Annotated in this window: 11 protein-coding genes; 6 read left to right on the top strand and 5 right to left on the bottom strand. The window is 67.8% G+C overall.

What is annotated here, in order from left to right; genetic code table 11:
- Positions 1 to 58 precede the first annotated feature (58 nt).
- On the bottom strand, positions 59 to 718 hold the full coding sequence (gene radC / locus IEV56_RS08805; protein ID WP_188449978.1) for a RadC family protein: 660 nt from the start codon (positions 716 to 718) through the stop codon (positions 59 to 61).
- 94 nt (positions 719 to 812) lie between these two features.
- On the opposite strand from radC, the gene coaBC reads away from it, so the two are divergent.
- The 3 genes from coaBC to IEV56_RS10685 are packed head-to-tail and all read left to right on the top strand — an operon-like array spanning position 813 to position 4,800.
- Positions 813 to 2,012 carry a bifunctional phosphopantothenoylcysteine decarboxylase/phosphopantothenate--cysteine ligase CoaBC gene (coaBC, locus tag IEV56_RS08810; protein WP_188449980.1) on the top strand — a complete coding sequence of 400 codons (1,200 nt, stop codon included), beginning with the start codon at positions 813 to 815 and terminating at the stop codon, positions 2,010 to 2,012.
- Positions 2,009 to 2,464 carry a dUTP diphosphatase gene (gene dut / locus IEV56_RS08815; RefSeq protein ID WP_188449982.1) on the top strand — a complete coding sequence of 152 codons (456 nt, stop codon included), beginning with the start codon at positions 2,009 to 2,011 and terminating at the stop codon, positions 2,462 to 2,464. Before coaBC ends, dut begins: the two co-directional genes overlap by 4 nt.
- Before the next feature lie 2 nt (positions 2,465 to 2,466).
- The gene (locus tag IEV56_RS10685) at positions 2,467 to 4,800 is read left to right on the top strand and encodes a phosphomannomutase/phosphoglucomutase (RefSeq protein WP_188449983.1); all 2,334 of its coding nucleotides are present in this window, start codon (positions 2,467 to 2,469) and stop codon (positions 4,798 to 4,800) included.
- A gap of 4 nt (positions 4,801 to 4,804) precedes the next feature.
- Here IEV56_RS10685 and IEV56_RS08825 read toward each other — a convergent pair whose 3' ends face one another.
- Complete coding sequence (locus tag IEV56_RS08825; protein ID WP_188449985.1) at positions 4,805 to 5,464, bottom strand: DUF4124 domain-containing protein; 660 nt, start codon at positions 5,462 to 5,464, stop codon at positions 4,805 to 4,807.
- Positions 5,461 to 6,108: an orotate phosphoribosyltransferase gene (pyrE, locus tag IEV56_RS08830; RefSeq protein WP_188449988.1), complete on the bottom strand. Its 648-nt coding sequence runs from the start codon at positions 6,106 to 6,108 to the stop codon at positions 5,461 to 5,463. Before pyrE ends, IEV56_RS08825 begins: the two co-directional genes overlap by 4 nt.
- A gap of 58 nt (positions 6,109 to 6,166) precedes the next feature.
- Here pyrE and IEV56_RS08835 point away from each other — a divergent pair, with 58 nt between their 5' ends.
- On the top strand, positions 6,167 to 6,934 hold the full coding sequence (locus tag IEV56_RS08835) for an exodeoxyribonuclease III (protein WP_188449990.1): 768 nt from the start codon (positions 6,167 to 6,169) through the stop codon (positions 6,932 to 6,934).
- The gene (locus IEV56_RS08840; RefSeq protein ID WP_188449993.1) at positions 6,934 to 8,208 is read left to right on the top strand and encodes an AmpG family muropeptide MFS transporter; all 1,275 of its coding nucleotides are present in this window, start codon (positions 6,934 to 6,936) and stop codon (positions 8,206 to 8,208) included. The genes IEV56_RS08835 and IEV56_RS08840 overlap by 1 nt, the downstream gene beginning before the upstream one ends.
- Here the strand turns inward: IEV56_RS08840 and IEV56_RS08845 are convergent.
- Entirely contained in the window at positions 8,199 to 9,299 is a 1,101-nt protein-coding gene (locus IEV56_RS08845) for an anhydro-N-acetylmuramic acid kinase (RefSeq protein WP_188449995.1), read from the bottom strand. The two genes, IEV56_RS08840 and IEV56_RS08845, sit on opposite strands and share 10 nt — an antisense overlap.
- A gap of 2 nt (positions 9,300 to 9,301) precedes the next feature.
- A complete protein-coding gene (locus IEV56_RS08850; RefSeq protein ID WP_188449996.1) occupies positions 9,302 to 10,552 on the bottom strand; it encodes a M23 family metallopeptidase in 1,251 nt (416 codons plus the stop codon).
- A 191-nt stretch (positions 10,553 to 10,743) separates the two neighbouring features.
- Here IEV56_RS08850 and tyrS point away from each other — a divergent pair, with 191 nt between their 5' ends.
- Positions 10,744 to 11,961: a tyrosine--tRNA ligase gene (tyrS, locus tag IEV56_RS08855; protein ID WP_188449997.1), complete on the top strand. Its 1,218-nt coding sequence runs from the start codon at positions 10,744 to 10,746 to the stop codon at positions 11,959 to 11,961.
- The last annotated feature ends 265 nt before the right edge of the window (positions 11,962 to 12,226 follow it).

The following is a 12,226-nucleotide window of genomic DNA, read 5'->3' on the forward strand; positions in this document are numbered from 1 at the left end:
TCGCGGATAAGGGGCTGATATTGTAGCGCGCCCCCGCCCCGGCCGCATCCGGCCGGCGCTACAGCCAGCCGCGCTCGGCGAACGAGGTGACGCCGTTGCCGGCCACGATGAAGTGGTCGAGCACGCGGATGTCGACCAGCGCCAGGGCCTGTTTCAGGCGCAGGGTCAGGGCATGGTCGGCGGCGCTGGGTTCCGGATGGCCGCTGGGGTGGTTGTGCACCAGGAGCACGGCGGCGGCCTGGTGCCGCAGGGCGTGCTGCAGGATCACCCGAGGATGGACCTCGGCGCCGTCCAGGCCGCCCTCGAACAGTTCCTCGTAGCGCAGCAGCCGGTGCCGGGAATCCAGAAAGGCGCAGGCGAACACCTCGCGCGGCCGGTCGCGCAGCTCGGTGCGCAGCCAGTGCCGGACCTGCTGCGGATCGGTCAGCGCCTGGCCGCGTTCCGGCGCGCGGCACCAGTAGCGGGTGCCCAGTTCCAGGCTGGCGGCCAGCTTGCAGGCCAAGGTGATGCCGATGCCGTGGTGCTGGCTGAATTCGCCGATCGAGCCCTGCTTCAGGGCAAGCAGGTCGTCCACCGCCAGTTCCGGCGGAGTCAGTCGCGGCGGCGGCAACGGCGCGCCGATCAGCGCCAGCAGTTCGGGCTGATTGAGCGATTTGACGCCGCGCTCCAGCGCTTTGTTCTGGGCGGCGATCCAGGGTTTGGCGGCGGGATTGTTCATGGCCTCAGCGTAGGGCCGTTTTTTCGCCCGCGCTGTCGGATTCCCGGGCCTTTTCGGTTAAGCTAATGCGCAACGCCATATCAGAATAATCCGGGTGGGGGAATTGAACGGCGAACGCGTCCTTTTGGGGATCACCGGCGGCATCGCGGCCTATAAATGCGCCGACCTCGTGCGTCGTCTGAACAAGGCGGGCGCCGAGGTGCGCGTGGTGATGACCGCATCGGCCGAGCGTTTCGTCACCCCGACCACCCTTCAGGCTTTATCCGGCCATCCGGTGCGTAGCAGTCTGTGGGATGAGGCGGCCGAAGCCGCCATGAGCCACATCGAGCTGGCGCGCTGGGCTACGCAGGTGCTGGTGGCGCCGGCCAGCGCCGGCTTCCTGGCCCGTCTGGCCGGCGGCCACGCCGATGACCTGCTGACCACCTTGTGCTTGGCCACCGAGGCGCCGATCGCCTTGGCGCCTGCCATGAACCGGGTGATGTGGGCCAATCCCGCCACCCAAGCCAACGTCGCCACCCTGCGTGTCCGCGGGTTGCGGCTGCTCGGGCCGGGTAGCGGCGAGCAGGCCTGCGGCGAGACCGGTGAGGGCCGGATGCTGGAGCCCGAACAGTTGGTGCAGGCCATCCGGCCGCACGCCGGTGCCTGGCAGGGCCGGCGCGTGCTGGTCACCGCCGGTCCCACCTTCGAGGACGTCGATCCGGTGCGTTTCATCGGCAACCGCAGCTCCGGCAAGATGGGTTTCGCCGTGGCGCAGGCCGCCGCCGAGCAAGGCGCCGAGGTCGTTCTGGTGGCCGGTCCGGTCGTGCTCGCCACGCCGCCGGGCGTGCGCCGCGTCGACGTGCGCAGCGCCGCCCAGATGCGCGAGGCGGTGATGGCGAACCTTGACGGCGTCGACACCTTCATCGCCGCCGCCGCCGTCGCCGATTACCGGCCGATGCAGGCCAGCGCGCAGAAAATCAAGAAAGGCGAGGGCCCGCTGCAGCTGGCGCTGGAGCGCACCGACGACATCCTGGCGCAGGTGGCCGCGCATCCGCGGCGGCCGGCGCGCGTGATCGGTTTCGCGGCCGAGACCGAACGCCTGGACGAGTACGCCACGCGCAAGCTGCGCGACAAGAACCTCGACGCCGTCGCCGCCAACGACGTGTCCGCCGCCGGCCTGGGCTTCGAAAGCGAGGACAACGCGCTGGCGTTGTTCACGCCCGACGGCCGCAGCGATATCGGCCCGGCCTCGAAAGCCGAGGTGGCGCGCATCCTGCTGCAACGCATTCACGCCCTTGGGACGACCGCCGCATGACCGAAGTGGAATTACGCATCCTCGATGAACGCCTGGGCACGGCATATCCGTTGCCGGACTACGCCACGGCGCACGCCGCCGGCATGGACCTGCGCGCGATGCTGGACGCGCCGCTGACCCTGCAGCCCGGCGAGGCGCAACTGATCGCCACCGGCATGGCCATCCACATCGGCGATCCGGGTCTGTGCGCGCACATCCTGCCGCGTTCGGGCCTGGGCCACAAGCACGGGCTGGTGCTCGGCAACGGCGTCGGCCTGATCGACGCCGACTACCAAGGCCCGCTGATGGTCAGCCTGTGGAACCGCGGCGCCCTGCCGCAGACCGTCCAGCCCGGCGACCGCATCGCGCAACTGGTGTTCATGCCGGTGGTGCGCGCGCGCTTCCGCCATGTCGAATCCTTCGCCGAGAGCGCCCGCGGGACGGGCGGCTTCGGCCATACCGGAGTCCGTTGACCATGCGTAGCAAACAATCCCCCGTCGAGCGCCTGCGCGAATGGATCCAGCGCAACCCATGGCCGACCGCCATGGCGGTGCTCGCCGCGTTCGCGCTCTGGTTCGCCTACCGAGGCGCCGACGTGTTTGCCCAGAACAAGGCCGAGCGGGACATCCTGGCCGCGCGTGACGCGGCGGTGGCCGCCGTCACCGCGCGCAGCGGCGATTTGGTCGGCCGCATGCTGGCGGCCCGCAAGCAGGCCGAACCCCTGCTCGCCGCCGGCGACGAGGGGCCGGTCAAGCTGCATTTCCGCGAAGCCTTCAAGCAGGCCGAAGCGGTCGAGCTGTTCACGCCCGACTTTTCGGCCGCCTATGCCGACATCGCGGCGTTCGGCGCCGGCAAGCTCGGCCTGTTGGAGGCCGCGGTCAACGACGACAGCGTCGCGATGCGGGTGATCAAGGCCGGCGGCGGCCCCAGGCTGGCGTTGGTCAAATCGCTCGGCAGCGGCGCGCAGACGCGCCTGGCCTATGTGCAGCTGCCTGTGTCCGAACTCGATGCCGCACTCGGCGGTCCGATGCAGGGCGCCCGCTTCCTGGCCCTGCGCCAAGGGCAGTACGACGTGCTCACCCGCGGCGATGCCACGCTGGCCTCGACCGCGGAACTCAATGCCGGCAAGGTCGGCAAGACGCCGTGGCGGGTGGTGGCGTCGGTGCCCTTGGCCGATCGCGGCCTGTTCGGCGCCGGCGGCATCGGCGAATTCGTGCTGGCGGCGTTGCTTGCCGCAGCCGCCGTGGCCTGCCGCTTCGCGCCCGCTTTCCTGCACCGCCGCCGGCATGCCGCCGCGTTCGGCCAGGACGAGGCCGTGGAAGGCGACACCACGCTCACGCTCGAAGAGATGCGGCAGAAAGGCCTGCTGGCCGAAAAGCTCGCCGCCGAGCGGCCGGTGTTCAACATCAAGGAGGCCGTGCGCCCGAAAGTGCCGCTGGAGCGTTCGATCTTCCGCGCCTACGACATCCGCGGCGTGGTCGGCACCAATCTCGACGCCGGCATCGCGCGCCTGATTGGCGAGGCGGTCGGCACCGTGCTGGTGGAGAAGGGGTTGGCCGGCATCCATGTCGGTTACGACGGCCGGCTGTCGTCGCCCGGCCTGGCCGAAGGCCTGCGCGAAGGCCTGGCCTCGACCGGTGTGGCCGTGGTCGACCTGGGCTGCGTGCCGACGCCGCTGGTGTATTTCGCCGCCGCCAATTCCGAGTTGCGCAGCGGCATCTCGCTGACCGGTTCGCACAATCCGCCGGATTACAACGGCTTCAAGATCGTCATCGACGGCCACACCCTGTCCGGCGACGCCATCACCGCGCTGTTCGACCGCATCGTCGACAAGAAGATCATCAAGGCCGAGAACCCCGGCGCCGTGACCTCGCGCGACGTGATGCCGGAGTACGTCCGTACCATCGCCGACGACATCCACATCGAACGCCCGCTCAAGGTGGTGGTGGATTGCGGCAACGGCGTGCCCGGCGCGGTGGCGCCGCAGGTGCTCACCGCGATCGGCGCCCAGGTCGAGGAGATCCATTGCGAGGTCGACGGCAACTTCCCGAACCACCATCCCGACCCGAGCGATCCGGAAAACCTGCAGGACCTGATCGAACTGGTCAAGCGTAGCGGCGCCGATCTCGGCCTGGCCTTCGACGGCGACGGCGACCGGCTCGGCGTGGTCACCGCCCAGGGCGAGATCATCTATCCCGACCGCCTGCTGATGCTGTTCGCCGAAGACGTGCTGAGCCGCAATCCGGGCGCGGCCATCATCTACGACGTCAAGTGCACCGGCGCGCTGCAGGGCCACATCCTGCGCAACGGCGGCAGCCCGCTGATGTGGAAGACCGGGCACTCGCTGATCAAGGCCAAGATGAAGGAATCGCACGCCGAGCTGGCCGGCGAGATGAGCGGCCACTTCTTCTTCGCCGAGCGCTGGTTCGGCTTCGATGACGGCATCTACGCGGCCGCGCGCCTGTTGGAGATCCTGGCCGCCGCGCCGGACGGCATCCAGGCCGCCTTCGACGCGTTGCCGACCTCGGTGTCCACGCCCGAACTCAAGATCGCGGTCGAGGAAGGACGGCAACACGCGCTGATCGAGCGTTTCGTGGCCGAGGCGCATTTCGACGGCGCGCGCGTCAGCCTGATCGACGGCCTGCGTGCCGATTGGCCGGACGGCTGGGGACTGGTGCGGGCGTCGAACACCACGCCGGTGCTGGTGCTGCGTTTCGAGGCCAACGACCAGGCCGGCCTGACGCGCATCCAAGAGGCGTTCCGCGAACGCCTGTTGGCGCTCGACCCGGCGCTGACGCTGCCGTTCTGAGACCTTACAGGCTGTCGGGAAGCGCGGCGCGTTTGGCGTCCGCTTCCGCTTTCATGGTCCGGTATTTTTCCAAGGTCAGCGCGAATTCGCTCTGCAGTGCGGTGTAGTTGGCGTTCAGCCGCGCCATCTGTTCGGTCTGGCCGGCCACCAGCGCCTGGTTGCTTTGCAATAGCTTGATTTTCGCTTCCGGCAGCTTGTCGCCGCGCAGTTCGGCTTCGGCCAGTTCGTTCAGGCCGCTGATGACCGCCGCGCGCCGCGACTGGATGCTGGCCTGCAGCGACACGATGGTGTTCTTCAGCAGGTCGGTGCGCTCGTTGAACGCGCGCTGCAGCGCCTGCTCGTTGTCGTAGTTGGTGAGCATGCCCTGTTCGATGCGCTTGGCCTTCTCGGCCTCGGCCAGCGCGGCGGCTTCGACGCGCGCCTGCTCGGCGGCGGCGGCCTGTTCGGCCGGGCTGAGCGGGGTCTTGACGTCGTTGCGCAGGCTGCCGGTGCTGGCGCTGTATTCCTTGCGCGCGCGGCCGACCTCTTCCGGCGGCAGCTGGTCGCTGATGTGGACCTTGCCGTCCTTGTCGACCCAGCGGTAGACCTTCTTCTCCTGTGCCGTGGCGCCGAGCACGAGGCCCAGTCCCAGAGACGCGATCAGCAGCGGTTTGGCGGTTCTCATGCGGATACCCCGTAACGGTTGCGGTAATTCTGCAGCGGCTCGCGGTACTGCGCAAGCTCGGCGCGGTCCTTGGCGTAATCCAGCAGTTCGGCCAGGCCGACGATGCTGTATACCGGGAAGCCGTATTGGCGCAGGATTTCCTGGCTGGCCGAAAGGGCGTTGTCGGCGCCGCGCTCCTGGCGGTCGAGCGCGATGACGATACCGGCGACTTCAGCGCCCTGGCCGCGGATGATCTCGATCGATTCGCGGATGGCGGTACCGGCGGTGATCACGTCGTCGACGATCAGCACCCGGCCGCGCACCGGCGCGCCGATCAGGCTGCCGCCTTCGCCATGGCTTTTGGCCTCTTTGCGGTTGAACGCCACCGGCAGGTTGCGGCCCTGCCGCGCCAGCGCCATGGCGGTGCCGGCGGCCAGCGCAATGCCTTTGTAGGCCGGACCGAACAGCATGTCGAACGCGATGCCGCTGTCCAGGATGCGGGTGGCGTAGGCTTGGCACACGGCATCCAGGCTTTCGCCGTCGTCGAACAGGCCGGCGTTGAAGAAATAGGGGCTGATCCGCCCGGACTTCAGGGTGAACTCGCCGAAGCGCAGCACCTGCTTGCGGATGGCCAGCTGCAAAAACCCTTCCTGGTACGCCTGCATGTTTCCCCTTCGCGCCGGTTGCGATACTCTGGTGCCAGTTTATCAGCACGGGCCCCGCATGCGCATCATCAGCTTCAACGCCAACGGCATCCGTTCGGCCGCCACCAAGGGCTTCTTCGACTGGTTCGCCGCCCAGGACGCCGATGTATTGTGCGTGCAGGAGACCAAGGCCCAGGAGCACCAGCTCGGCGACGGGTTGTTCCGGCCGGCCGGCTACAACGTCTTCTTCCGCGACGCCAGCACCAAGAAGGGCTATTCCGGCGTCGCCATCTATTGCCGGCGCACGCCGGACGAGGTCGTCACCGGTCTGGGCTGGGCGCCGTTCGACGAGGAGGGCCGTTACATCGAAGCCCGCTTCGGCGATCTGTCGGTGGTCTCGCTGTACCTGCCGTCCGGTTCGTCGGCCGAGGAACGCCAGCGCTTCAAGTTCGAGGTGATGGACTGGATCCGGCCGAAGTTCGCCGCCATGCTGGCCAGCGGCCGGAAGGTCGTGCTGTGCGGCGACTGGAACATCGCGCACACCGCGATGGACATCCGCAACGCCAAATCCAACGAAAAGAACTCCGGCTTCCTGCCGGAAGAGCGCGCCTGGCTGACCGCGTTGACCGCCGAAGACGGCTGGGTCGACGCCTACCGCACGCTGAACCCGACCGGCCAGGACTACACCTGGTGGAGCCAGCGCGGCGCGGCGCGCGCCAACAACGTCGGTTGGCGCATCGACTGCCAGATGGTCAGCCCGAACCTGAAACCGGCGCTGCGCGGCTGCGCCATCGCCGCCGAACCGAAATTCTCCGATCACGCACCGTTCACCGTGGACTACGACTGATGGCCGACACCCGATCCTACAAAGGCTGGCAGGGCATCAAGCGCGCCTTCGGCACGCCGTCGGCCGCCACCCTGCTGTTCTTCGGCTTCGGCTGCGGCCTGCCGTTCCTGCTGATCGTCGGCGGCACGCTGTCGACCTGGTTGCGCGACATCGGACTGGCGCTCAGTCTGATCGGCCTGCTCAGCTTCGCCAGCTTCTTCTATGTGCTGAAGTTCCTGTGGGCGCCGCTGCTGGACCGCTACGCGCTGCCGTTGCTCGGCCGCCGGCGCGGCTGGCTGTTCGTCTCGCAGGCGCTGCTGATGCTCGGTCTGTTGGCGATGGCCTACACCGATCCGGCCGCGCATCTGTCGATCCTGATCGCGTTCGTGGCCTTGGCGGCGTTCGCCGGCGCCACCCAGGACATCCTGGTCGACGCCTACCGCATCGAGATCGTCGAGCCGCACGCGCAAGGCGCGCTGGCGGCCACCTACACGCTGGGCTACCGCATCGGCCTGATCCTCGGCGGCGCCATGGCGCTGTATTTCGCCGAGCTGTTCGGCTGGCGCATCACCTATACGGTGATGGCGCTGCTGATGCTGTTGCCGCTGGCCGCCACTTTGCTGGCGCGCGAACCCGAGGCGCGCACGGCCATCCGCAAAGTCAGCCTGGCCGAGGCCTTCATCGAGCCGTTCCGCGAATTCTTCAGCCGCAACGGCGCCGCGTTGGCGTTGGCGTTCCTGCTGTTCGTCGGCCTGTACAAATTCCCCGACCAGATGATCGGCGTGCTGGCCGGGCCGTTCTATCTGGACTCGGGCTATACCAAGGCCGACATCGCCACGGTCTCCAAGCTGTACGGCGTCTGGCTCGGCATCGGCGGCGCGTTCCTCGGCGGCGTGTGCGTGGCCGCGTTCGATATCCGGCGCCTGCTGGCGGTGGCCGCGGTCGGTGTGGCGCTGTCGAATCTGGCTTTCCTGCTGATGGCGCAGCATCCGTCCGAAATCTGGGCGTTCTTCGCCGCCATCACCGCCGACAACCTGGCGCAGGGCTTCGCCGGCACCGTGCTGGTGGCGTTCATGTCCGGGCTGACCAACCAGAACTTCACCGCCACGCAATACGCCCTGCTGGTGTCGTTGGCCAATCTGCCGGGCAAGTTCGTCGGCGGCTTCTCCGGCTATATCGTCGAGCAGAGCAGTTATTCCGCGTTCTTTTTGATCAGCGCGGTGTCGGTGGTGCCGGCCTTGTTGTTGCTGGCTTGGCTGTGGCGGCGCATCGGCGCCGAGCCCGCTCAGGCCTGATAGATCGCACCCAGGATGCGCGGCCCGGCCGCGCCGGTGACATCCGTCACGTTGCCCGGCCGGCCGTCCAGGCACTGCTTGGCCAGCCAGGCGAAGGCCATCGCCTCCACATAATCGGGGTCGACGCCGAGCGCGGCGGTCGAACGCACCGGGCACGTCAGCAGTGCCTGCAGATGGCGCATCAGCAAGGCGTTGTGCACGCCGCCGCCGCAGACGAATACCGCCTCGGCGCCGAAACCGGCCATCGACAGCGCATCGGCGATGCTGCGCGCGGTGAACGCGTTCAGCGTGTGCAGCACGCTTTCCGGACTCAGATGCAGGCCTTGCAGGTGGTAGTCGAGCCAGTCGAGCTGGAAGTAATCGCGGCCGGTGCTTTTCGGTGGCGGCAGCTGCAGCCACGGGTCCATCAACAGGCGTTCGAGGAGCTCGGCGTCGATCTCGCCCGCGGCCGCCCGGCGTCCGCCGTCGTCGAAGGCGATGCCCCAATGCCGCCGGCACCAGGCATCCATCAGGCCGTTGCCCGGGCCGGTGTCGAAACCGCCGACGGCGCCGTCGTGCGCCAGCAGGGTGACGTTGGCGATGCCGCCGATGTTGAGCACCGCGCGGTTTTCGCCGGATTGAGCGAACAATGCGCGGTGGAAGGCCGGCACCAGCGGCGCCCCTTGTCCGCCGGCGGCCACGTCGCGGCGGCGGAAATCGGCCACGGTGGTGATGCCGGTCAGCTCCGCGATCAGGTTGGCGTCGCCCAGCTGCAAGGTATAGGGAATTTCGCCGTTCGGATCGTGGCGCACGGTCTGGCCGTGGCTTCCGATGGCGCGGATGCGCTCCGGTGCGATGCCGTGCGCGGCGCAAAAGGCGTTCACCGCCTCGGCGAACGCTATGCCCAAGCGGGTTTCCAGCTGGCCGACCAGCTCCAGCGACACCGGCGCGTTCGACTGCGACAGCGTCAGCAACGCCGCGGTCAGGTCCGCCGGCAGCGGCCGATGCCCGTGCGCCAGCAGGCGCGCGCCATCGGTGAAGTCGACCAAGGCCACGTCGATGCCGTCCAGGCTGGTGCCCGACATCAATCCGATATACAGGGTGGAAGCCATGTTCAACGCGCGGAGTCGGCCGAAGGAGAATCCATCATAGCAAGCGCCGGCGCGGTCGCGCTGCGGAACTTCGCCAGGGCCGCGCCGCGCAGTGGTTCCGGCTTGGGCATGGTCACCGTCAGCGGGTTGACCTGCTTGCCGCCGACGCGGAATTCGTAGTGCAGGTGCGGACCGGTGGCCAGGCCGGTGCTGCCGACGCGGCCGATGATCGCGCCCTGCGGCACGAACTGGCCGCGCGTGTATTTGCCCAGCGCCGACATGTGCGCGTACAGCGTGCTGCGGCCCTGGCCGTGGTTGATGATCACGGTCTTGCCGTAGCCGTTCTTCCAGCCGGCCAGTTCGATGCGGCCGTCGCCGGCGGCCATGATCGGCGTGCCGGTGCGCGCCGCGTAGTCGACGCCCTTGTGCGCGCGCATGCGGCCGAGCACCGGGTGCCGGCGCATGCCGAAGTTCGAGCTCAGGCGCGCGAACTCGATCGGCACCCGCATCAGCACCTTGCGCAGCGGCCGCCCGGTCTCGTCGAAGTATTCGTCGCGGCCGTTGTGGTTGAAGCGCAGCGCCGAATGGGCCTTGCCGCGGTTGACGAAGCGCGCGGCCAGCACGTGCCCCTGCTTGTAGGGCTTGCCGTCCAGGAAGCTCTGCTCGTACACCACCTGGAAGCGGTCGCCCGCACGCAGGTCCTCGACGAAGTCGATGTCGTACTTGAACACGTCGGCGATCTGGTTGACCACGGTGCCGTCGATGCCGGCGCGCTTGCCGTCGGCGTACAGCGAGCTGCGGATTTCGCCGGAGGCCGCCATCAGCCGCTGCTCGAGCGCGCGCTTCAGCACGCTTTCCGAGACCTTGCCGTCGGCGAAGACCAGCGTCGCCTGCTCCAGGTCGCTGCGGTCGAAGCGCATCGCGCGCAGGCGGTTGTAGCCGTTGATCTCGAATTCGATGACGTCGCCGGCGCGGATGCGCCGGAAGGCGGTCTTGCCGGATTCGGTCGCCATCGCCAGCGCCAGGCTGGCGCGGTCGACGCCGAGCTCCTCGAACACGCCGCTCAGGGTCTGGCCGTCGCGGATGGTCACCGATTGCCATTTGTAGGCGCCCGGATCGAGCGCCCGGCGGATCAATCCGGGGCTGCGCGCGGCCGTGCCGGTTTCGGGTACGGGCTCTGCCCGCTGCAGGGCCGGGATGATCGATGCCGTGCATAGCACGGTCAGCAACAGCAGGGCGGTCGAGTGCCGGGACGGGGTGCCTTCGCTACGCATGCGCCGGGCGGAATTCAGCGGAATCAAAGGCTTCCTCGGGGACATCGGTCGGTCAATGGGCTAAAATAACCAGTCGGCGCGCCCCGCGTCAAACCCGCCGTGGCGGTGCCGTGGCCGAATTCCCCGAATTAACATCCGGTTAACGCGCACGCGTTCAAGTGCCTGTTTTCCCATCCAGACGGAACCGTATTATGGCGACGCAATTGCAGGACATCATGGACATCCTCGGCCGCGGTGCGCAGGAAATCCTCAAGCCCGAGGAGCTCGAGGCGCGCCTGAAGCTCGGCCGTCCGCTGCGCATCAAGGCCGGCTTCGACCCGACCGCGCCCGACCTGCACATCGGCCATACCGTATTGCTGAACAAGATGCGCCAGTTCCAGGATTTGGGTCACCAGGTGATCTTCCTGATCGGCGACTTCACCGGCATGATCGGCGACCCGACCGGCAAGAACGTCACCCGCAAGCCGCTGACCCGCGAAGACGTGCTGGCTAACGCGCAGACCTACGCCGAGCAGGTGTTCAAGGTGCTCGACCGCGACAAGACCGAATTGCGCTTCAACTCCGAGTGGTTCGACGCCCTGCGCGCGGCCGATATGATCAAGTTGGCCGGCCAGATGACCGTGGCGCGTATGCTCGAACGCGACGACTTCGCCAAGCGTTTCGCCGCCCAGCAGCCGATTGCCATCCACGAGTTCCTGTATCCGCTGGTGCAGGGCTACGACTCGGTGGCGCTGAAGGCCGATGTCGAACTCGGCGGCACCGACCAGAAATTCAACCTGCTGATGGGCCGCGGCCTGCAGGAGCATTTCGGCCAGCCGCCGCAGATCGTGCTGATGATGCCGCTGCTCGAGGGCCTGGACGGCGTGCAGAAGATGAGCAAGTCGCTCGGCAACTACATCGGCATCAACGAACCGGCGATCGACATCGTCAACAAGACCATGAAGATCGGCGACGACCTGATGTGGCGCTGGTTCGAACTGCTCAGCTTCGAGGTCTCTCTGGCCGAGTTGGCGCGCATGAAGGCCGATGTCGCCGCCGGCGCATTGCATCCGCGCGAGGCCAAGCTGCGCCTGGCGCGCGAGCTGGCCGCCCGCTTCCATTCGCCCGAGGCGGCCGAGGCGGCCATCCAGGGCTGGCAGGCCGCCGTGCGCGGCGAGGCCGACAAGGCCCTGCTCGAACTGCGCGAGCTGGCGGTGCCGGCCGAGGGCGTGCGTCTGGCCGCGGCGCTGAAGCTGGCCGGCCTGGCCGCCAGCAACGCCGAGGCCAACCGCAAGATCGCCGAACGGGCGGTGCGCATCGACAATGAACTCGTCGAAGACGGACAGCGTCTGCTGGCGCCCGGATTCGAGGGCGTATTGCAGGTCGGCAAGCGCAGTTTCGCCCGCGTCAAACTGCTGGCCGGGGGTTGAGCGCCCCTGTTGGCGGGGCTCCCCCGGTTTTTTCGGAACAGGGCTTCCCAAGCCGGCCCGGGCCTTGCTATACTTTCCGACCCGGACGACACGATTCATCGTGATGCCCGGATCGAAGAGGGAAAGAGTGAAATCTTTCTGTTGACGAGTCCCAAAAGGTCTGCCATACTGTGCGACCACTTCGAGACGAAATGTCCGAAGCGCGAAACCCTCAGGGTGCCGCAACGAGTTCTTTGTAAATGTGCGCAGGAAATTTGTGCGGGCG

It is taken from the genome of Arenimonas maotaiensis (assembly GCF_014638745.1).
Taxonomy (GTDB): domain Bacteria; phylum Pseudomonadota; class Gammaproteobacteria; order Xanthomonadales; family Xanthomonadaceae; genus Arenimonas; species Arenimonas maotaiensis.

Bases quoted from the DNA above. Each gene is read 5' to 3' on its own strand.
- radC (WP_188449978.1), bottom strand. From the start codon at position 718: ATGAACAATCCCGCCGCCAAACCCTGGATCGCCGCCCAGAACAAAGCG.
- dut (WP_188449982.1), top strand. From the start codon at position 2,009: ATGACCGAAGTGGAATTACGCATCCTCGATGAACGCCTGGGCACGGCA.
- IEV56_RS10685 (WP_188449983.1), top strand. From the start codon at position 2,467: ATGCGTAGCAAACAATCCCCCGTCGAGCGCCTGCGCGAATGGATCCAG.
- IEV56_RS08825 (WP_188449985.1), bottom strand. From the start codon at position 5,464: ATGAGAACCGCCAAACCGCTGCTGATCGCGTCTCTGGGACTGGGCCTC.
- pyrE (WP_188449988.1), bottom strand. From the start codon at position 6,108: ATGCAGGCGTACCAGGAAGGGTTTTTGCAGCTGGCCATCCGCAAGCAG.
- IEV56_RS08835 (WP_188449990.1), top strand. From the start codon at position 6,167: ATGCGCATCATCAGCTTCAACGCCAACGGCATCCGTTCGGCCGCCACC.
- IEV56_RS08840 (WP_188449993.1), top strand. From the start codon at position 6,934: ATGGCCGACACCCGATCCTACAAAGGCTGGCAGGGCATCAAGCGCGCC.
- IEV56_RS08845 (WP_188449995.1), bottom strand. From the start codon at position 9,299: ATGGCTTCCACCCTGTATATCGGATTGATGTCGGGCACCAGCCTGGAC.
- IEV56_RS08850 (WP_188449996.1), bottom strand. From the start codon at position 10,552: ATGCGTAGCGAAGGCACCCCGTCCCGGCACTCGACCGCCCTGCTGTTG.
- tyrS (WP_188449997.1), top strand. From the start codon at position 10,744: ATGGCGACGCAATTGCAGGACATCATGGACATCCTCGGCCGCGGTGCG.